At 42.8% G+C, this 24271-nt stretch carries 4 protein-coding genes; all 4 read right to left on the bottom strand.

What is annotated here, in order from left to right; translation table 11 throughout:
- Positions 1 to 15: 15 nt before the first annotated feature.
- Genes HWQ41_RS03605 through HWQ41_RS03590 form a run of 4 tightly spaced genes read right to left on the bottom strand, consistent with a single transcriptional unit; the run spans position 16 to position 24186 of the window.
- On the bottom strand, positions 16 to 4278 hold the full coding sequence (locus HWQ41_RS03605) for a beta-ketoacyl synthase N-terminal-like domain-containing protein (RefSeq protein ID WP_292760024.1): 4263 nt from the start codon (positions 4276 to 4278) through the stop codon (positions 16 to 18).
- Positions 4275 to 11942 (bottom strand): non-ribosomal peptide synthetase, encoded by a 7668-nt coding sequence (locus HWQ41_RS03600; protein WP_292760022.1) that lies wholly within the window; start codon positions 11940 to 11942, stop codon positions 4275 to 4277. Before HWQ41_RS03600 ends, HWQ41_RS03605 begins: the two co-directional genes overlap by 4 nt.
- 2 nt (positions 11943 to 11944) lie before the next feature.
- A complete protein-coding gene (locus tag HWQ41_RS03595) occupies positions 11945 to 19933 on the bottom strand; it encodes a non-ribosomal peptide synthetase (RefSeq protein ID WP_292760020.1) in 7989 nt (2662 codons plus the stop codon).
- On the bottom strand, positions 19930 to 24186 hold the full coding sequence (locus HWQ41_RS03590) for an SDR family NAD(P)-dependent oxidoreductase (RefSeq protein ID WP_292760018.1): 4257 nt from the start codon (positions 24184 to 24186) through the stop codon (positions 19930 to 19932). Before HWQ41_RS03590 ends, HWQ41_RS03595 begins: the two co-directional genes overlap by 4 nt.
- Positions 24187 to 24271: the final 85 nt, after the last annotated feature.

Genomic DNA, 24271 nt, shown 5'->3' with positions numbered 1-24271 from the left:
ACTTTTATACGTTGCTCATATTTCTATTTTTTCCCTACCAATTGCAACTGTTTTAGTCTTTTGTTTTAGTTGTTGCTTTTCTAGCTTTGGTGCTATTTCAGCTATTGTAGGAGATTCAAACAAACTGGCTACAGTTAATTTAATAGAAAAAGTTTTTCGCAATCGGGATAAAACTTGAACAGCTATTAAGGAATCTCCTCCTAATTCAAAAAAGTTATCATCTATTCCCACCTGTTTAATTCCTAATAATTCTTGCCAAATATCAGCAATTTTTTGCTCAATTTCATCACGGGGAGCTATATATGAATTTGGCAAACTAGGTCTGGAGTGGAGTGTAGATAATTTTTCTAGCTGAAGAACATCCGGCTTTGTTTGTAATGAAATCTCTGATTTGGGGTCAGTCTCTTTTTGCCCAAATTTTGCGCTAAATGCGGTTAATGCAGAAGCTTGAGCCATAATAATCTGATGCTCAAACGCTTCAGTTTCGGGAAACGCAGCAACTTGAACAAAATCCTGAGTGCGTAATGCTTCAAACCACTGTTCTTTAATGATAAAAGGCTGACCTGGGCTACGTCTTTTATCGTCTAAAGGTTTCAACAGCAGACCCCAACTAATATCAAAGTCTATTTTCGGTTGAGTTATTTCCCACAGTAAGAGGAAGCCGCCAGGAGCTAATAAAGAGCGTACATGGTGGAGTGTTTGATCTATGTTCTGAGTTGCGTGCAATACATTAGAAGCTATGACTACATCAAAGCTGTACTTCTCAAATCCTTGCTCAGTTGGAGATTTGTCTATGTCTAGTAATCGATATTCAACAAATGGATAGTCGTTAAACTTCTGTTGCGCTTGAGTCAGGAAACCGCTACCAATATCAGTAAAAGTATAGTTGGTTTGTTTGGGCGACAACACAGGTAGTAATGCTTGCGTAGACATACCAGTACCCCCACCGACTTCCAGAACTCTCAGGTGAACGGATGATGACAATGACTTGACTACCTGTTCTAAGCTTGAGCGCAAGATAGAGTTGTAGTAAGTATTTAAGGTAGATTCTGAATGTGAATTGTTGTTTTCTTTTTGGTAAATCAGTTCATTGAAAATCTCTAATGGTTCTTGTTCGCCAACAACAATAGCAGCTAAATTTTCACCACAGCGTTGCACTAAATCTAAATCTACTAAAGATGAATCAGCGAACCTAGCTTTGACTTGCTCTAAATGTTCATTGATATAATCTTGCAAACATGGCACTAGCCCACTAAATAACCCATCATGTTGCTGTAGTTGTCCTTGTTCCACCAATATTTGCAACCATCTAGACAACAATTGCTGATAGCGGGGAGAAATATGGCATTGCGCTAACAAATTCTCTAAAGAATACTTTTGTTGAGGATTGCTAAAAGCCCCTAATTGGTTGAATGCAGAGTTGATGTAGGCTGTACATAAACGATCCAACCACTGTCTGTTCTCTTGATATGTTAACTCGTTGAATTCGGCATTTCTCACACTTGCTTGCTTTTGACCTGCTTGTGTAAGCGATGTCCACAATTGTGATGTTGTGGGTAAGATTTGCAACTGTCCCCAAGCTGCTTTTTGTGGGGGATCAATCCAATAACGTTGGCGTTCAAAAGGATAAGTCGGTAAGGGAAGACGGTAATATTCCTCCTGACTATAAAATCCAAACCAATCTACTTTGACCCCAGTCAACCAGAGTTGACCTAATGTATTGAATAAAACACCCAAATCGGATTGTTTTTCTTGAGGATGACGTACCGACATTAAGACTGTTTGTGCAGCTGCTTTGTCTGGATGTCTTTTGACTAATGTAGTTAGCGTATGTCCTGGCCCAACCTCTAGTAAGACTTGCTCAGGTGTTGCCAATAATTTCTCGACACCTTGGGCAAACAGCACTGTGGAACGCAGATGTTGAGCGTAGTAATCGGGATTTGTGGCTTGTGTAACTGTAATCCAAGTACCAGTGAGGTTGGAGATATAAGGAAGTTTCGGAGAATTTAAAGTAACTTTTTTGACTCGCTCTGCAAATGCCTCTAAGATTGGCTCCATCATTTGGGAGTGGAAGGCATGGGAAGTATGCAAAGGTTGACATTCAATGCCTTGAGCAGCAAGCTGATTTTGTAATGTCTCTACTGCTGTTATGGAACCGGAAACTACACACTGCGAAGGTTGATTAACCGCTGCAATAGACAGTTCATACCCTAATAAGGATTTTATCTTGTCTGCGGGCAAGGGAATTGAAAGCATTGCCCCAGTGGGCAGTTGCTGCATCATTTGTCCGCGTGCTGCTACCAGAGATAAGGCATCTTCTAGGGAAAAAACTTCTGCTAGAGTTGCTGCTACATACTCGCCAATACTATGACCGATCGCAGCTTGTGGCTCCACTCCCCATGACTGCCATAATTTAGCTAGGGCGTATTCAATGACAAAAATAGCAGGTTGAGCAATTTCTGTCTGTTGAAGTTGCTTTGATACCTCATCAATATTTTCTTCGCTGGGGTAAATAATATGACGTAAATCTAGCCCTATTAGAGGTTTAAGAACTTCTGAGCAATAATCAACTTGTTCTTTAAATACTGTTTCGGTTTCGTAAATTTCCCGCGCCATGTTGACATACTGGGAACCTTGACCGGGAAACATAAAGACAACAGACCGTTCTGTAATCTCTGTATAATTAGTAAAAACTTGTTTTGGCTCTAAGCTACTGAGAGCTTCTACAGCACCTTCTAAGCCTTGACAAATTAACATCCGTCGGTAATTAAAACCCCTGCGACCACTATTAAGGGTATAAGCTACATCGCCTAAGTTCAGTTCTGGATGCTCTTTTAAATGCGTGATTAAATTAGCTGTTGCCTTCTCAAGTGCATTCGCAGTTTTACCCGATAAACACAACACTAAATATTTACTTTTGAATTTTGAATTTTGAATTTTGAATTGAGTTGGTGCTTCTTCTAAAATTACATGAGCATTAGTACCTCCGATACCAAAAGAACTAACCCCAGCACGGCGAGGGGTATTATTTGTTTTCCATTCCGTCAGGGTTGTATTGACATAAAAAGGACTGTTGGCAAAATCAATTTTGGGATTAGGTGTCTCGAAGTGCAAACTAGGAGGCAGCATTTTATTTTGCAGTGCTAATACAGTTTTAATCAAACCTGCCACACCTGCTGCTGTATCCAAATGTCCTAAGTTGGTTTTTAACGAACCAATAGCGCAGAAACCTTTTTTATCTGTACTTTGACTAAAAGCTTGAGTTAAAGCTGCAATTTCAATGGGATCACCTAAAGGTGTAGCAGTACCATGAGCTTCGATGTAAGAAATTGTTTCGGCATCTACACCAGCTATAGCTTGAGCTTCGCCAATTACTGCTGCTTGACCGCTAACACTAGGAGCAGTGAAGCCCACTTTCATTGCACCATCATTATTAATTGCTGAACCTTTAATAATGGCATGGATGTAGTCGCGATCGCTGATCGCATCCTTTAATCTTTTTAATACCACAATACCAGCACCGCTACCAGCGATCGTTCCTTGTGCTTTAGCATCAAAAGTACGGCAGTGTCCATCAGGAGAAAGAATCATACCCTCTTGATGTAAATAACCTATTTTTTGGGGAATGCCCAGAGTAACTCCACCAGCTAAAGCCACGTCACATTCACCATTTAAGAGACCTTGACAAGCTACATGAACAGCAACCAAAGAAGTAGAACAGGCTGTTTGCACATTTACTGCTGGCCCAGTCAAGTTAAGCTTATATGCAACTCGTGTCGGTAAAAAATCTTTATCATTGGAAATTGCTAATTGGAGAGGGTCAATTGTTTCTGATAATTGATGATGAGGAATTAGATTGTTGAGCAAATACCTACTCATACCTACACCACCATAAACCCCGATTAAACCACTGTAGGTTTGTGGGTCATAACCAGCTTTTTCTGTAGCTTCCCAAGCCAATTCTAAAAATAGGCGTTGTTGTGGATCTATTAGTTCAGCTTCTTTGGCGCTATAACCAAAGAAATTTGCATCAAACAATTCAATATCTGATAGAACAGCACTAGATTTTACATAATTAGGATTATTCAGTAAATCTAGAGAAACGCCAGATTCTATCAATTCTCCATCCGTTAGCCAGGAGATAGATTCTACACCATCTCGTAAATTCTGCCAAAATGATTCAATATCTTCTGCACCTGGAAATCTACCAGCAACAGCAATAATTGCTATTTCAGAACCGTTAAATTCATTATTTTTATGCACTGAATCTATTGTCATTTTCTACCTTTTCTCTGAGAGCGATATTGTTGCCTGGATTCTAATTGTTTGCTTTTTAAAGCTTTAACTTCATTCTGATATTGAGTGCGAGAAGTGTTTTCTTTGATTGTATTTTCTTTCTGAGACTTAGTATTTAAATATTGGCTCAAAGTATATATAGTTGGGTAATTAAACATATCAACTATTGACAGTTCTAAACCAAGTTCTTCTTGTAATTGCTGATTAATTTTTACCAGTAGTAACGAATTGCCTCCTAGCTCGAAGAAATTATTGTAAATTCCCACTTTTTCTATTGCCAATGCTTTTTGCCAAACGCCAGCAATGATTCTTTCTGCTTCTGTATTTGGCATTACATAATCTGATAGCTCCTGTTGTAAATCTGGGGCAGGCAAAGCGCGACGGTCTACTTTGCCGTTAGGTGTCAGGGGTAAAGACTCCAGCATCACAAAAACATTTGGCACCATATACCCAGGTAGTTTATCGGAAAGAAACTGACGCAGTTCGTCCGTTGTCGGTGTGACCTCTTTTTGCGGCACTACATAGGCGACCAAGCGCTTATTACCTGGAGTTTCTTCACGAGCAATGACACAACATATTTGCACATCATCATGTTGCCCCAGCAATGCTTCGATTTCTGCCAACTCGATGCGGAAACCCCGAATTTTTACCTGATCATCAATGCGTCCCAGGTATTCAATGTTGCCATCTGGTAGATAACGTGCTAAATCCCCAGTTTTATATAATTTACTCCCTTCTGTTTCCTCAAACGGATTGGAAATGAATTTCTCAGTTGTTAAATCGGGGCGGTTGAGATAGCCTTTTGCCAACCCAACACCAGCAATATGTAACTCTCCTGGCACACCAACAGGCATTGGTTGCAAATTTTTGTCTAATATGTAAACCTGTGTATTAGCGATCGCTCTCCCAATGTTCGGTGATATTTTATCTTGTTCCTTGGCAACTACCACCCCAGAAGTTGTAACAACAGTATTCTCAGTTGGGCCATAGTTATTTACCACTTGGAAGGGGATTGAATCTGATGGATACTGATGAAGCTTATCTCCTCCAGTCAGTATGCAACGCAAAGCCAAATTTTCAGTTGGCCATTGCAAAGACAATAACTCCTGTGCTAATGGTGTTGGCAGAAAACTGATAGTAATCTTGTTTGAAATTAACCAGTCTCGTAGGTTCACTAGCGAGCTAAGAAGCTGAGATTTGACTAAATAGATACTTGCTCCTGTCGTTAGGTAAGGCCATAATTCCCATACCGCAGCATCAAATGCTGTTTTAGCTAATTGAGTGGCTTTGTCTAATGAAGTGATGTTAAAAGCTCTGTTGTGCCAGAACACCAAATTTAATAATCCTTGATGGGCAATCAGCACTCCCTTGGGTTGACCTGTAGAACCGGAGGTATAAATCACATAAGCCAAATTATTTGTTTGTGCCTCCGTGATTAGATTATCCTGACTTAACTGAGAAATAAATTGCCAATCAGTATCCAAACAAACAAGCTGTGCTTGATGTTGGGCAAGTCTGTCAAGGAGTTTCTGCTGGATCAGCAACACTGGAACTTGAGAATCTTCTAGCATAAAGCGCAAACGCTCAGTCGGATATTCCGGGTCAAGTGGCAAGTATGCCCCACCCGCCTTCAGAATACCTAGTAGTCCCACCACCATTTCTATTGAGCGTTCCACACAAATGCCTACTAGCACATCTGCTCCCACTCCCAAAGACTTGAGGTAGTGCGCCAACTGGTTAGCGCGACAATTCAACTGCTGGTAAGTGAGTTGTTGATCTTCAAACACCACTGCTATAGCATCGGGTGTACGCTGAACTTGCTCCTCAAACAACTGATGAATACACTTATCAGAAGGATAATCTACTTGAGTATCATTCCATTCCACTAATAACTGCTGTTGTTCAACTGCTGTCAACAGTGGCAATTGTGAGATTTGCTGTTCTGGGTTAGCAATAATACCTTCAAGTAATGTCACAAAATGACCAGTCATTCGCTCAATGGTACTAGCATCAAACAAGTCAGTGTTGTACTCCCAAAAACCCACTAGCCCAGTGGCTGTATTCTGGATTAACAAACTTAAATCAAACTTTGCCGTTGCGCCTTCTGTTATTAATGGAGTGACAGTCAACCCAGTCAACTCTACTTGAGATGTGGACGCATTCTGGAGGGCAAACATCACCTGGAACAGTGGTGTATAGCTGAGGTCTCGTTCTGGCTGCAATGCTTCTACCAGCATTTCAAAAGGCAAGTTCTGATGAGCATACGCGGACAACGCGACTTCTCGAACACGACTCAGTAATTCGCTAAAACTGGGATTACCTGCCAAATCTGTACGCATGACTAAAGTGTTGACAAAAAAGCCAATTAACTCTTCTATCTCACTGCGATCGCGGTTAGCAATGGGAGACCCCACCAGAATATCTTCTTGTCCTGTATAGCGATAAAGTAGAGTATCAAACACTGCCAACAGCGTCATGAATAAAGTCACCCCTTGTTGTTGACTCAGTTGTGTCAAGCCACTGGTTAGCTCCTTTGAGAGTGCAAACTGTTGATATGCACCGTTGTCAGTCTGCACAGATGGTCTAGGTCGGTCTGTGGGTAGAGACAATAAAGCTGGTGCGTTTGCCAGTTGTTGTTGCCAGTAACTTAGTTGGCTTTGTAAAACATCTCCTTGTAACCAGTTTCGCTGCCAAATTGCGAAATCTGCGTACTGAATCGGCAGTGGTGCTAACGGTGACGGCTGATCTTGTGAGTAAGCATTGTACAGCGCTGCTAGTTCTTGAACAAACACACCCACTGACCAGCCATCAAAGACAATGTGGTGCATACATACTAATAAGGCGTGTTCTGTCTTGGACAGTACGATTAATGTCGCCCTAACTAATGGTTCAGTTGCCAGGTTAAAAGGTTGAATAGCTTGTTGTTGCGCTAATTGCTGTGTGGCAATTTCTTGTTCAGTTACTTCGACTTCGGTTCCATCGAGCGAAGTCGAGATGCTCAGTACAAGTGTGGATAAATGCTTTAAATCAACAATTGATACTTTCCAATTCGCTTGTGTTTGGATAACTTGAGTTGATTTTCCATCAACTTTAATGAAGTTAGTGCGTAATGCTTCGTGGCGATGAATAATTTCTTGTAAGCTTTGTTCTAAAGCCGCAACTTCGAGAGTTCCGACTAGACGCAAAGCTACAGGTACGTTGTAAAAGGCGCTTAGAGGCTGTAACTGGTCTAAAAACCACAAACGCTGTTGAGCAAATGATAGTGGTAATTCAGCATCACTTGCCCTTGGTAAGATAGGTGGTGTAGACAGTTCTAAATTTTGTTGTTGTAACTGCTTAATTTCTTGTGCGAATTTGGCAACCGTTGTTGCTGCAAACAGACTATGCAGTGGTAATTCTAATTTGAAAATGTTGCGGATGCGTGAGAGCAATTGGGTCGCTAATAGCGAGTGTCCCCCTGATTCAAAGAAGTTATCATGAATGCCAACTCGCTCTACTTTAAGAACTTGCGCCCAAATTTGTGCCAGTATTTCCTCAATGGGTGTGCGTGGAGCGACATATTTTTCTAGCAGTGTGCTGTCTAAGTCTGGTTTTGGTAGGGCGTTGCGGTCTACTTTGCCGTTCGGAGTCAGGGGTAAGGATTCTAGCAGCACAAAAGCACTTGGTACCATGTACTCTGGTAACTTCTTTTGTAGGCAGTGGCGAACCTCACTGAGTAATGAACTCACATTGATCCAGGTCGGTTTTACACAATCACTGACTAACCCGCTACCAGTCTCTTCTGGTAGGTACTGGTTTATGGATGGTCGTCTAGCATAAATATTGTAGAGTACAGTATCTTCTAGTAAAGCATCCTGCTCAATAGTTAGGTCGTATCCATGTTTTTTCAGCAGGGCTGTAATCTCCTCCAACCTGCCATTAATGTTATGAACCTCTACAACTATCTGCTTAATCTTTTGCCAATCTTCTTGCTGGATGCCTGAAAGCACATCCTGCTCACTTTTCTCTACGTCGATTTTCAGCAAATCGATTTTCTCAACGCCATACTCACCAATCACATCAGAAATTGTTCTTAACTGGCAAGTGAATTGCTGACTCTGCAATCTTTCTGCTAGTAGTTCATCAATTGCCTGACTAGATATTTCTGTCTCATTTTCTACAATATTTTGTTGTTTGAGCAAAAAGGATTTAACTACCTCTCGCTCTTGATTGGCATCAGCAAAGCGTCCTGAAATGACGGAAATTTGAGGATAATATGTAAAGGTATCACTCTTTGTCTCGCTGGAAAGCCCAAGATTAAACAGCTTCACATTTAAGCCATAGTTCTCAGAATTTATGCGTAATAGGTCAAAAACAGGTGGAATTGGCTCAAATGCGTAAATAGAAACTTCTTTACATATTTGACCCACAAAGAGTGTGAACAGACCGATATTGGCACCCACATCAAAAATGCAATCCCCTTCATTGATGGTGACGCCATTTTTTAAATAAGTCTGTTCTTCCCAAAGTTCTTTGTAGACGAATTCTGTCTCGTTTTTATTCAGATGGGCAACCATCATGCCATTCGGCAACTTATAGAGTAACTCTTCATTAGACAGGCTTTTATTTTGAAAACGAAGTAGTTGTAAAATTGGAAAAGCATATTTTTGGTCAGGGACAATATAAGCTACCAGACGCTTATTGCCAGGATCGTCCTCTCGCGCAATTACAATAGTTTCCCCCACAGCCAAGTGTTGTGTTAGCGCCGCCTCGATTTCTCCAAGTTCGATGCGGAACCCGCGAATTTTCACTTGCTGGTCAATGCGCCCTAAATACTCTAACTCGCCATTGGGCAAATAACGCGCCAAGTCCCCTGTTTTATATAGTCGTGCTTGGGGATTCTTGCTAAAAGGATGAGAGATAAACCGTTGTTGGGTCAGTTCGGGACGATTCAAATAGCCACGAGTTACCCCAGCACCACCAACGTACATCTCACCAGAAACGCCAATTGGTACTGGCTGTTTATTTTCATCTAGCACATACACTTGTAAGTCGGGAATTGGACGACCAATTACACTTGCTGTACCATGCAAATCGACTTTGCTTAAGGGACGATAGGTAACGTGTACAGTAGTTTCTGTAATCCCGTACATATTTACTAACTGGGGCAACTGGTCGCCGTGACGTTCAAACCAAGGTTGCAAACTCGACAGTTCTAAAGCTTCCCCACCGAAAATTACTAGGCGCAAGTTCAAGTCGCCAGTAGTTGCGATGGCGTTCCGCCCAGCGTAGCTGATCGCAATTTCTGCTTGAATTAACTGGCGGAAGGCTGAAGGTGTTTGATTGAGAATTGTGACTTTTTCTTGACACAATAACTCATAGAAGGATTCGGGCGATCGCGTCACTAAATATGGCACTACTACCAGTCGTCCACCATACAGCAATGCACCCCAAATTTCCCATACTGAGAAGTCGAATGCATAAGAGTGGAACATTGTCCACACATCTTGGGCGTTGAAATTATACCAAGAGTTTGTCGCTGCAAACAGACGCACTACATTAGAGTGATTGACTAAAACACCTTTGGGCTTACCTGTAGAACCTGATGTGTAAATTACATAAGCTAGGTTATCGCGTGTGGCAGTGTTGTCCAGATTTGAATCATTGTTTTGAGCAATTTTTTCCCAATCGGTGTCTAAGCAAACGACACGCGCCTGATGTTTGGGCAGAGATTCTACTAACTGCTGCTGAGTCACCAACACCCTAACTTGAGCATCTTCAAGCATAAAGCTCAAGCGGTCTTGGGGATATTCTGGGTCAAGTGGCAGATATGCCCCACCCGCCTTGAGAATACCAAGTAGTCCTACCACCATTGACAGCGATCGCTCCACACACAACCCAACTAGCACTTCTGCTCCCACACCTAATGAGCGCAAGTAATGCGCCAATTGATTTGCACGAGTATTTAATTGCTGGTAAGTCAATTGTTGATCTTCAAAAACGACTGCTACAGCATCCGGGGTACGCTCTACCTGCTTCTCAAATAACTGATGGATACACTGATCGGAGGAATAGTCTACTTGAGTGTTGTTCCACTCCACCAACAATTGATGACGTTCTGCGATCGTCAACAGTGGTAATTCTGCAATTGGCGCTCTGGGATTGGCAATAATTGCTTGTAGTAAAATTTGAAAATGTTGGGCTATGCGAGTAATTGTCGTTGCATCAAATAAATCAGCACTGTAATTCCAAATACCCTCCAGACATCCTGAAACTTCCCAGTAGTGAACTTCCAGGTCAAACCTGACCATTTCATCAATTGGCAAGGATATGTCCTGGATAGTTAAACCTGGCAAATCCCAAGAAGACTGTAGGGTGTTATGGAGGGAAAACATTACCTGTAGCAAGGGATTACGACTCAAATCCCGTTCTGGCTGTAGCTTTTCTACCAACATCTCAAAAGGTAAATCTTGGTGCGCGTAGGCTGACAATGTGGTTTGCCGCACTTGCGCTAAGAAGTCAGCAAAGCTGGGGTTGCCAGAGAGATCGCCCCTTAATGCTAGGGTATTAGTAAAAAAACCTATTAGCTGCTCAATGCTCTTGTTATTGCGGTTAGCGATCGGGGAACCAACAACAATATCTAACTGACCACTGTAACGAGAGAGCAAGACCAAAAAAGCGGCCAGTAAAGTCATAAACAATGTTGCGTCTGACTCTTGGCTCAACTGCTTGAGGCGTTGTGTGAGGTCACGATCCAGTTGAAAACGCTCAACTCTACCCCGGAAACTCTGCACTGGGGGACGTGGTTTATCAGTAGGCAGTTCTAGTACGCCAGAGACATCTGCTAACTGTTGCTGCCAGTAATTCAGTTGGCGTTCCAGGACTTCGCCTGTTAGCCACTGGCGTTGCCAAACTGCAAAGTCAGCATACTGGATAGGTAATTCAGATAGTGGGTTGGGCAATCTTTGAGCGAAAGCTGCATACAACTGAGATAACTCACGTTTGAAGATGTCCAAAGACCAGCCATCGTAGATGATGTGGTGCATCTTTAAGAGCAGTACATATTCCTGGTTACTTAGTTGGAGTAGAGTGAATTGTACTAAGGGGTCAACAGCTAGATTAAAGGGCTTGGACGCAAAGGACTTCGCTATTTGTTGAATCCGATCAGTTTGTTCTTGGACTGACAATCCCTGCAAGTTATGGATTGGCAAAGTGAAGGTAGTGGGAGGAGCAATGACCTGAACAGGTTGTCCGTCTACGGTAGGAAAAGTAGTTCTTAAGATTTCATGGCGGCGAATGAGTTCACTAAAACTTTGTTCCAGTGCAATTATATTCAGCCAGCCATGTAGCCTCTGAGCATCCAGGAAATTATAAGAACGACTGTCGGGTGACAAATGGTGCAGAAACCAGAGTCGCTGTTGGGCAAAAGACAGTGTTAGCTCACCGTCTCGTGGCACTCTTTGAATGGGCAACTGATGAGAAGTCTTAGCCTGCTTTGCTTGCTGTAAAAACAGCATAATTTCTGTTTTACGCCCAGTTATTTCCTGAAGTAGCATTGGAGTTAACACCCCTTCAGGTGCATGACAGCGCAAGCGATCGCCATTAGCCTCTAGGTTAATATTCAAATTGCTCAGGCGATCGAGAAATTCAATAATGCTGTTAGTCATGCTCATAACTCCACTATTTCGACGCTGACTTCTTTTACTGGCAAATTTTGTGTTGCCCAATCCATTACTTTGATGTATTCTGCTATCCCGGCTACTGTAGGAGACTCAAACATTATCTGTATAGACAGATCGAGTCCAAAAGCTGAGTTGATCTGTGAGAGGACTTGGGTAGCTAGTAGGGAATGACCACCTAGCTCAAAGAAGTTGTCCTTAACACCAATACTTTCAACTCCCAGGACTTGACTCCAGATCCGAACCAGTTGAGCTTCAATTGGGGTGCGAGGTAAAACAAAGCCAGTAGAAAGACTTCTTGTGGCTGTATCAGGTGAAGGCAGGGAGCGGCGATCCACCTTGCCATTGAGTGTCAACGGCAGGGCATTGAGGACGACAAAAGACTGCGGCACCATGTAATCGGGTAGCTTTTCTTGGATATATTCACGCACCTGCGGCACCAGTTTTTGGACTAACTTGCCGCGTAGGGGATTGTTAGTATAGTCAGTCCAGGGTTTGGTTGTAACGGCTGAACTATCCCAGAACTTGTACTGAGCGCAGTCGAAGTGGGTGATTGCCCTTTGTGCGTCAGACACTTCGGCTTCTCTCAGTGCAAGTGTCTGCGTTGAATTATTGCGGCAGAACACCACATCATAGCAACCATCCTGACTACTCTCCCACCAGCTCAGGTGGACAGTGTAACCGAGTTCCTGCCCCAATTGGCAAAACTGCTCTGGATTGACCCCAACTGTTGGCTGTTGTGCTAATACCTGCCGCAGTTGGCTGACTGTTTCTACAGCCGGGGGATTTTCCAACCATTGCCAAATCTGTAGTGCTTGCTGTACTCGTTGATTCGGCACGCGCCTGATTCCCAACAGTTCTGGCTGTTCTTGTTGCAGTTGATGTTCAATTTGTGTGAATGAAAGAGCATCGAGTTGCCAGTTTAGCCAAGAAATGCTAGTTGTTTGAACATCAGCACCGATATGAAGGGTAACATCATAGCGGAATTGGGTTAGCTCATTTTGCGCGTAACCGCGTTTGGGCTGAATTTCCACCCAAGTAATCTGAGGAAAGCGTGTCTGGAGGGCGATGAAGAAACTGGGATCGATGACCAATTCTTCTTCAACGGCCACACTCTGATGTACCATTCGCTGCCATTGCTCAATAGTTCTATCCTCAGCAGCTTGGGACAACTGCACAGCTGCATGGTATGGCTCCAGCAATGGCAAGCTGCGGACATCACCCACGAATAGCGTACCCTGTTGGGCGATCGCGTTCATTCCTCCTTCGATCACCTGCAACAAATACTCAACACTTGGGAAATACTGCACTACTGAGTTCAAAATAACAGTGTCGAATTCGCCTTGAGGGATACCTTCAAAGTTATCCGCCATTTGGTGCAGCAGCCGCACATGAGCTAGACCATCAACCGTGGAGCATATCTGCTCAACGTGCTGTATGGCGGCGATCGAATAATCACATCCCCAATACTGTTGACAGTGCTTGGCAATGCGAGATAGCAGTAACCCTGTTCCACAACCAATTTCTAGTACCCGTTTCGGAAAACCAGCCAAAATTCGATTGACTGTATTCTCAACCCACTCCTGCATTTCCCCAGTTGGGATGGGTTGCCTGGTATAACTACTGTTCCAACCAGTAATATTGAACGTGAGGTCATCTGTGGATGCCGATCGCTGACTATAGGCTTGTTCATAGAGCATTTGCCAGTCACTAACGTACTCGGTCTGCCATTGGGCAACTTGCTGGGGTAATGTTTTTTGATGAACAGCAGGCACTAAGTAAGCCACAACACGTTTATCTCCAGAGATGTCTTCTCTGATGATGACGACACTTTCCTGTACTAAGGGGTGTTGACTTAAAACTACTTCAATTTCGCCTAACTCGATACGGAAACCGCGAATCTTTACTTGATTGTCGATGCGTCCTAAATACTCTAACTCGCCATTGGGCAAATAACGCGCCTTGTCTCCTGTTTTGTATAGTCGCGCTTTGTCGTAGTTGCTAAAAGGATTAGAAATAAAGCGTTCATCTGTCAATTCAGGACGATTGAGATAGCCGCGTGTCACTCCTTGCCCACCAACGTACATCTCACCAGGAACGCCAATCGGTACTAACTGTTTATGTTCATCCAGTACATACACCTGTAAGTCAGGTATCGGGCGACCTATGACACTAACTGTGTGATTTAAATCAGCTTTGCTCAATGGGCGGTAAGTGACGTGTACAGTAGTTTCTGTAATCCCGTACATATTTACTAATTGGGGCATTTGGTCGCCATGTCGCTCAAACCAAGGCTGCAAACTCTTGAGTTCTAAGGCTTCTCCACCGAAAATTACTAAGCGTAATTTCAAGTCGCCAGCAGTTGCGATCGCAATTTCTGCTTGAATTAACTGACGGAAGGCTGAAGGTGTTTGATTGAGAATTGTGACTTTTTCTTGACACAACAACTCATAGAAGGATTCGGGCGATCGCGTCACCAGATAAGGCACTACTACCAGCCTGCCACCATACAGCAATGCACCCCAAATTTCCCACACTGAAAAGTCGAATGCATAAGAGTGGAACATTGTCCACACATCATCTTGATTGAAGTTATACCAAGAGTCTGTTGCTGCAAACAGACGAGCTACATTTGAGTGATTGACTAAAACGCCCTTGGGCTTACCTGTAGAACCAGAAGTATAAATTATGTATGCTAGGTTATCGGGTTTTGTGGTCTTTTCCAGATTTGACTCATTGTTTTGAGCTATTTTTTCCCAATCGATATCTAAGCAAACGACACGCGCTTGATGTTTAGGCAGAGATTCTACTAATTGCTGTTGGGTTAAAAGTAACGATACTTGAGCATCTTCTAACATAAAGCTCAAGCGGTCTTGGGGATACTCTGGGTCAAGAGGTACATAAGCACCACCTGCCTTGAGAATACCTAGTAGTCCTACTACCATTGAGAGCGATCGCTCCACACACAACCCAATTAGCACATCTGCTCCCACACCTAATGAGCGCAAGTAATGCGCCAATTGGTTGGCACGGCAGTTTAATTCGCGGTATGTAAGATGTTGATTTCCATACACTATGGCCACGGCATTTGGAGTACGCTTTACCTGCTCCTCAAACAACTGATGAATACATTTCTCTTGGGGATAATTCACCTGAGTATTGTTCCATTCCATCAACAGTTGATGACGCTCCTGCTGTGTGAGCAAGGGGAGCAAGGACACTGGCTGCTGTGAATTTGCCGCGATCCCACTAGTGTGCTGTAAGCATATCGCTTCTAGCAAATTCTGGAAATGCTGCATCATGCGGGCAATAGTTGCCTCATCAAATAAATCGCTACTGTAACAGCAATAGCCCTCAAGTCCTGACTGGGTTTCCCAAAAGTTTAGTTCAATGTCAAACCGCGCTGCATCAAGACCCCAAGGCATTTTCTCGACGCTTAAGCCAGGCAGATCCCAACCAGAGGAGGGGGCATTCTGGAGGACAAACACCACCTGTACCAGTGGATTACGATTCAATTTTCGCTCTGGTTGCAACTGTTCGACTAATATCTCGAAAGGCAAATCCTGATGCTCGTAGGCATTTTGAGTTACCTGTCGTACCTGCGTCAATAAATCTGCAAAGGTCAGTTCTCTTGATAAATCGAACCTCAGTGGTAAGATGTTGACAAAAAATCCAATTAACTCTTCGATTTCTTTGCGGTTGCGATTAGCAATTGGAGAGCCAACTACAAGATCCTTTTGTCCACTGTAGCGAGACATTAACACGACAAAACCCGCCAGCAGTGTCATAAACAGAGTGCTTCCTGACTCTTGGCTAATCTGTCTAAGCGCAGAAGTCAGCGAGGCATTTAGTTGAAATCGCTCGATTCCTCCTTGAAAAGTCTGGATAGCTGGGCGGGGGCGGTCTGTAGGCAATTCCAACAAAGGTGGCGCTCCCGCTAACTCTTGCTTCCAATAGCTTAACTGACGCTCTAGTACCTGATTTGTTAGCCATTGGCGCTGCCAAACGGTAAAGTCGGCATACTGTACAGATAACTCTGGTAATTCAACAGAACTACCTGTGGAAATAGCTCGATAATGGGCAGACAGTTCGTGGATCAAAACGCCTATTGACCAACCATCAGCAGCAATATGGTGAATAACTAATAGCAGTACATACTCCTGTTGAGCAACTTGCCACATCTTCACCCGCAACATCGGATCTCTAGCCAGATCGAATGGTTTGTATGCTTCCTTTATCGCTAGTTGCTCTACTTGTTTCCAGGGGTCTGCCACATTTTGTAGATCCACCACTGGTAACATTATGTTTATATTAGGATCTATAACTTGTACTGGCTTGTCATCCTTAATTTCAAACCGAGTACGCAGAACTTCATGCCGCCGCACGATCGCCTCAATTGCCCCTGACAATGCTTTGACATTGAGATTCCCCTCTAGGCGTACAGCAAAAGGTATTGTGTAGGCACCACTCTCGCCTTCTAAATGATGGAGAAACCACAGGCGCTCCTGCGCCCAAGATAAAGGTATGTCAAGTCTTGTGGAAACGGGTAAAATTGCCGGAAGCACCAGACTCGAACCAGTTTGAAGTTCAGATGCGATGACTTCACTTAACTGAGCTACTGTTGGTGATTTAAATAAAGAACGCAACGGTAACGAAGTCCCAAAGGCTTCTGGTATGCGAGAAATTATTTGGGTAGCTAGTAGCGAGTGTCCCCCAAGTTCAAAGAAGTTATCATGTATGCCTACTCGCTCTACTTTAAGGACTTGCGCCCAAATTCCTGAAAGAATTTCTTCGATTGAGTTACGTGGGGCAACATATTTGTCCGATAATTGGCTGTGTAAATCAGGTGCGGGCAGTGCGCGGCGGTCTAGTTTCCCGTTGGAGGTAAGCGGTAGACCTTCTAAGATCACTATTGCACTTGGCACCATATACTCTGGTAACTTTTCCTTTAGGAAGCTACGCAGAACGCTTACTGTAAGTGTCTGCTCTTTTTGAGGCACAATGTAAGCGACTAGGCGTTTGTCCCCAGGAATGTCCTCACGGGCGATCGCACAAGATGCCTGCACATGGGGATATTGGCTCAGAACTGTTTCGATTTCGCCCAATTCGATGCGGAAACCCCGAATTTTTACTTGATTATCAATGCGTTCTATGTATTCAATATTGCCATCTGGTAAAGAGCGTACTAAATCCCCAGTTTTGTAAACTCGCTCAACTCGATCGAATAATTCAATTTCAATAAATTTTTCGGCGGTAGTTTCAGGACGATGGAGATAGCCTTGTGCTAATCCAGCACCACCGATGTGCAATTCTCCTGGTAAACCTACAGGTACTGGTTGGAGATTTTTATCTAATATATAAACTTGGGTATTAGCGATCGCACGACCAATAGGAATAGTTGTAGCGTCTTCCGGGACATCCTGCACTAAGTACCAGGAACTAAATGTGGTATTCTCTGTCGGCCCATAAACATGAAGTAGTCGCTGTGGCGCACCATTTTTCAGTACTTCTTTTACCCATTTAGGATCAACCGCTTCGCCGCCAAATAGAAGATGCCGTAGTGAATTGAAAGCAGAAGGGACTTCCTGAGCAATTTGATTGAACAAGGCAGTTGTCAAGAATAATACGCTGATACCTTGCGATCGCATAAAGGCAGCGAAATCTTGTGGAGAAAGAGCCAATTCTTTGCTCACCCCTACTAACCGCGCCCCGTGAAGTAGCGCACCCCAAATCTCGAAAGTCGCAGCGTCGAAAGCGTAATTTGAAGCTTGTGCAATGACATCTGTTGGTTTTATGTCGATGTAATTTGTGTTGATTACCAAGCGGTTCACGGCTCGGTGATCAACAGCAACTCCTTTGGGTTGACCTGTAGAACCGCTTGTGTACATTACATAAGCTAAGTTATCAGCTTTGGTGCTGGTAGTCGGGTTATGTTTTGTTTGTTGATTGATGATATCCCAGTTTGAGTCTAAGCAAATTACATCAGCTTTGCGATCGCGTAGCGTCTCCTCTGGAGAATCGGTAAAGCCGCGCCGGAGGCGATCGCCTAGTTTTTCTTGAGTCAAGACAACTGATAGCCCAGTATCTTCGAGCATAAAGTTTAAACGCTCTTGGGGATACTCTGGGTCAAGTGGCACATAAGCCCCACCTGCTTTGAGAATACCTAAAATTCCCACAATCATAGAGAGCGATGCCTCCGGCAACGTCTCCGACGAACGTTCTACACACAATCCAACCAGCACATCTGCTCCCACACCTAAAGACTGCAAGTAATGAGCCAACTGGTTAGCCTGACTGTTCAATTCATAGTAGGTAAGCTTTTGGTTGTCAAACACCACCGCCACTGCATCTGGTGTGCGTTCAACCTGCTCCTCAAACAATTGATGGATACATTTATCTTGAGGATAATTCGCCTGGGTATTATTCCACTCCGTTAATAACTGATGCTGTTCTGGCTCAGTTAGCAAAGGCAATTCTCCAATTCTTTGGTCGGGATGAGCAACAATTGTTGAGAGCATTGTCTGGAAATGACCTGTCATCCTAGCGATTGTATCCGCCTCAAACAAATCACTGTTATATTCCCACGACCCAATTAATCCCTTTTGTGTCTGCCAAATCGAGAGACTCAAATCGAACTGAGATGTACCCCGCTCTACCATCTCTGGAGTCAGACTAATATCAGGTAACTCTAAAGTATCGAGGGAGAAATTTTCCAAAACAAACACTACTTGAAACAAGGGGTTGTAGCTAAGAGAACGTTCTGGCTGTAGTGCTTCTACCACTTGCTCAAATGGTAGATTTTGGTGTGCATGGGCATCCCAGACAACAGATCGAACTTGTTGGAGGAATTGAGAGAAACTAGGATTATCTTCAATCTGAGTACGCAACACCAAAGTATTGACAAAACAGCCGATTAGTGGATCAACTTCTTGGCGATCGCGGTTAGCAAAAGGCGAACCGATACAAATATCATTTTGACCACTGTAACGATGGAGTAAAATGCCAAAAGCTGCCAGCAGGGTCATAAACAAGGTGACACCTGACTTCTGGCTGAGAGTTATTAATTGAGAGGTTAAATGCTCTTCGATTTGAAATTTTTTGGTAGCACCAGTGAAAGTCTGGACTGGTGGCCGCGGATAATCTGTTGGCAACTCCAATAAGGGCGGTGCGTCAGCTAACTGTTGTTTCCAATACTCAAGTTGCTTTTCTTGAACTTCTTTAGTTAACCATTTGCGTTGCCAAAGGGCAAAATCAGCGTATTGTATCGTTAACTCTGGTAAGGGATTTGGTTGCCCTTTAGTAAAAGCATGATAAAGGACTTCTAACTCTTTGAAGAATATTCCCATTGACCAGCCATCGGTAATGATGTGATGCATGGTCAAAATTAACAAGTGAGATTCTACTTCCTGGCGTAGTAGAGTAGCTTGCAACAAAGGAATACTATCCAACTCAAAGGGTTTGCGAACCTCCTGAGTGACTATTTGTTGCACTGAGGCTTCTGGTAAACCCTGCAAGTCTATCACAGGTATATTTATGGTGAAACTGGGTGCGATCGCCTGAAAAGGGATGCCCTCTCTCACAGCAAAGCTAGTTCGTAAGGCTTCATGACGGCGGATAATTTCGTTGATACTCTGTTCTAAGGCTGTGACTGAGAGCTTTCCAACAATCCGCAGTTGGCAACTTTCATTGTAAAAGGGGCTTTCTTTATCTAGTTGATAAAGAAACCACATCCTCTGCTGTGCAAAAGATAAAGGTATCTCTTCATCCCTAGAAACTGGCACTAAGGGGAAAGAGTTAGATTGTGTAGCTGTTTGAGCTTCTTTGAGAAAAGCAAGGATTTCTGTTTTCCGTTCTTTAAGTTCCTGCTGTATGTCTGCTGTCATTACTCCTTTAGGAGCGCGACAGCCAAGTTGATCTCCGTCAATCCAGATTTTTACGCCTTTTGTTTGCAGGTTAGCTAAAAACTGTTCTGTGATCATATCCTTACTTCCTCATATTCTTCTGCGATCGCCTCAATAGATCCACTCTTGTCCTGAGTTATCCCTATAATCGCCTCAATACTTTGGGCTAAACTGGCGATCGTAGGCGTTTTAAACAAACGCTGTAGAGACAACTCTAGAGAGAAATCTTCGCGTAACCGAGAAATCACTTGGCCAGCTAGGAGAGAATTGCCCCCTAACTCAAAAAAGTTGTCGTGAATGCTTAAAGGTGGTAATTTCAGTACCTCCTGCCAACATTGAGCAATTTTTAGCTCTATCTCGTTGCGTGGTTCTATCCGCTCCCTAATTTCCTGAGTGTTAATTCCCCCAATTAGACTGGCGCGATCGATTTCGCCATTTTCGAGCCAAGGCATTTGGGGCAGTCGTACTAAGTTGTAGGTGCTGGAAGTTCCAAAGCAGTCTTGCACTCGCAAATCTGGTAATTGTACAACCTCGTTACTACTGGCAGTGAAATAAGCAGTTAACTTCTGCAAATTAAAAGCTGACGATTGCCAACGTTGAATGTTTTGGTTGCTGCCATCCAAACCTATTAATAGATTCGTTTGCTGATGTTGTAAGCTGGCAAGCATTGAAGATATTCCTTGAGAAGAAGACATCACATAGAAACCTTTGGCACGGATGAAATTCTTCATCTGATATCCTTGACTCATCCCTGTCTCATCCCACATACTCCAAGCAAAACAATAGCTCGTTAATTCACTCTGGGAATTTTGGTAATCAGAAAAGCGATCGAGAAAACTATTGGCAGCAGCATAAGCCCCGACAGCCGTGCCTCCAAAAAAACTGTTTACAGAAGAAAAGTTGATAAAAATGCTGCCCTTATTGTCTTTGAGCAATTGATGCAACGCCCAAGCACCCAACATCTTAGGACGCAGGACTGCTGCTAAGTTCTTCTGAGTCTCTTCAAGTACAAGTTGCTCGTGGAAAGTTCCAGCTAAATGGATTATTCCATCTAGATCCTTACCCCATTGAGATTTAGCTTTTTCAACTACTATCTGCAATTGTTTCAAGTCACAGATATCAACAGCTTCGTAAATGACTTCTCCCCCAAGCTGTTCTAATTCATGATAAGCTTTCAAGCGTTGTGCAATAGTGTTTGTTTTCTCTTGATTAACCTTCCAAGTACTTTTATCTGGTAGAGGAGTTTTGCCGACCAACAGTAACCGAGCTTGGTAATGTTTCAGCAAATACCGCGCAATTTCAATACCTATACCACCGAGTCCTCCGCTAATTAAATAAGTTCCTCCTCGCTTGAAGCTGACTGGAGATTTAGGTTGGTTAGTCCAATCAACTTTTTCTAGGCGAGGAAGTAAACGCTGCCCATTCCTGTATGCTACCTCTCGTTCTTTAGAGGAAACTTGCATCTCTTGTAAGATATAAGCTCCATTGGTTTCAACTTCAGTGAAAGGCAAATCAATGTGACAACAGTTCAACCAAGGTAATTCTTGAGGAATGGTTTTTATAAGCCCTAATACTGCTGATTTCTCGTAAGCTATTGGGTCAGATGAGGAAATGGACTGGATATGACTGGAAATAAATGATAATTGCACCGAATGGTCAAAACCTTGAACCTTGGCTAAAGCTTGAACCAAGAACAATAGACTAAGTATTCCATTTTCTTGTGCTTGTTCGAGAGCATCCAAGGTTTTGACTTCGCCGCTATATCGGTCATAAGTCCATAGGTGAAGTATTTGTCCGATGATTATGTTATCTGCCGCCAAGGATTGGAGTAATAGTTGATAGTCCTTGGATTGTCCTGGAGTGATTGTGTAGCTTGAGCGATTAATTTTACGAAAATCTTCTCCGGGTGCAACAGTTATATATGGCAGGTTATGCTCTGATAATATCTGACATAAATACGCCCCTAAGCCGAATGAATCTATAAATATTAGAGTGGAATTAATAACAGTTAAACAAGAATTAAAAGTAATGGGATTTTTGGGCTGCCATACTTGACGGTAAAACCAGTCGGGAATGGTATTGGCGTTACCCAGTAATATATCAATTCGTTTAATAATGGATTGAAATTCACCTGTATTGAAGCGCTGACTCAGTTGCGATCGCTGGATTTTACCAATCGCGGTTTTAGGAATAATTTCCTGATTTACTGGAATTAGATAATCTGGGTTTATTCCCACCTTGTTGACAACAGATGTGCGAATTTCTTTAAGCAGAGCTACTAAGCTGGCATCATCAAGGGAAGTATTGAAAAAGATAGCTAGTTTATCAGTATTGATTCCTGGTTGTCTCACTGCACAGGCAGCTGTATAAGAAACTTCTACTCCTTTAACTTCTTCAATAGCGGCTTCGATTTCGTGACAGTAGTAGTTGAGTCCATTGATGATAATTACATCTTTCTGCCGTCCAGTAATAGTTAAACGCCCTTGATGGAGAAATCCTAAATCTCCTGTATTAAACCAACCATCGGGGGTAAAAACTTCTTGGTTTGCCTGTGGATTCTGATAGTAACCGCTAGTGACAGATGCACCTTTTACTTGTAAACGACCAATCGTATTTTCTGTCACTATCTGTTCATTTTCATCAACAATCCGCAGTGAAGCGCCAGCAATTGCAGACCCTAGTTCTACAAATAAAGCGTCATCTGATGAGGTTTCTAGAGAAAAGCTATCAGAGTAAGTAATACCAGAAGAAGTTTCGCTCATCCCAAAGGCTGGATGAATCGCATTCGTTGATAAACCATAACGGCGAAGCAGCCTTAAAAAACTCCTGGCTATCTTAGTGACAATGGGTTCTCCAGCGTTGATTATAAAACGCATTGATGATAAATCCCAATGTTTTTGGTTAATTTCGGTTGCGCGATACCGCAGGTCGCCAAGGGCATCGCAGATTAGCGAAAAGGCAAAATTAGGTGCCCAACTAATCGTAGCTTGGTGTTTATCAATCAAATCTAGCCACAACAACGGATTTTGCACAATCAAGTTGGTGGGTACATGGATTTGCTGACAACCTAAGTCAACAGCCATAATGCTCAACGAAACTAGCGCACCCACATGATCCAGAGGCATCCAGTTTAAAATGCTTTCCTGATTGGAAAAATTGCCCAACAAAACTAAGCCACCCGTCATACTCAATAAATTGCGATGATTTAACATCACACATTTGGGTATACCAGTGCTGCCAGAAGTCAAAAACAAAATCGCTAAATCTTCTGGCTGACTTTGATGCAAGTTGAAATCCGGTTCGCACTCACGCAATTTTTCAATAGTTGCAATTTGAAAGTTTTCTAAATTCAGAAACTTTGATAAGTCATCAATATTGGAAGCTAAAGAAGCATTGGTTAGTACAAGGGGTTTCCCCAGCATCTGCCAAGTGTTTTGAAGTTTGCTGGCGATAGTATTAGCTAGTTCGTATGTCGGGGCGATGGATATTGGCACTGGAACAAAGCCCCCCAGCACACAACCCCAAAAAGCACATAAGAAATCTTGGTTGTCCTCTAGTTGAAAAATTACTTTATCTTGGGGCTTTAGTCCTAGCTTTCTGAATCCAGCTAAAATCCGTTGGGCATCCTGCCATAATTCTCCATAAGACTGAACTTTCTCGTTGCCATCAGATTGAATATAGGTGATACCTTTAGTTGAATTTTGAGCGGTTCGTTGCAGTAATTCTCTTAAAGTTTTGGGAGCGTCTTGGGGGAATTGTAAAGGTTCACCGTTAATAATAGCCAGCTTTTTTGACGAGTCAGGGTTTGTATCTTCTATCTCTTGGCTAGGTGCTTTTGCTTGTACATTTTTCTGACTATCTTCAGGAGCAAATGCTTGAGCCTCCCCTAGCAAATCTTCTAAATGCACAGCAGGGATACTTATAACTCTTGGTTCGACAACTACCGCAGCACGCTCAATTTCTGACAATGACTCTAATTGCTCTTCTATGTGACGCATTAAGTCAAAGTTAATAACTTCTAAATTGGCTAGAGCCACTTCGTCTAACTCTCCTGTATCTGTTAACGGTAGAGTTGATACTGGCATAATAGCCTTGGGGATCGATTCGCTAGCTATAATTGTTTGCAAGTAAGATAGCAATTGCTCTGATGAAAATAACACTAATGGAACTACATAAGCAATTAAATATTGTTTTAACTTTTCTGTCTGCCTTTCTATTACTACACAATCGTCAACAGTTAAACTCGAACGAATAGCAACTTCTATTTCTCTACATACGAAACTTTTATTATTTGAATTTGTTAAAAGTTGACTATAATTACCTAACTGCATTAATTTTTATATCCTTCTTCAAGTCCGCTCTTTGCTAATTAAAATTACCTATGTAATTAGTCCAATCAGTTGGCTTAGATAGCAA

Origin of the sequence: Nostoc sp. NOS(2021) (genome assembly GCF_017115025.1) — a bacterium.
Lineage (GTDB): Bacteria > Cyanobacteriota > Cyanobacteriia > Cyanobacteriales > Nostocaceae > Nostoc.
This window is presented reverse-complemented; position numbering and strand designations above follow the sequence as displayed.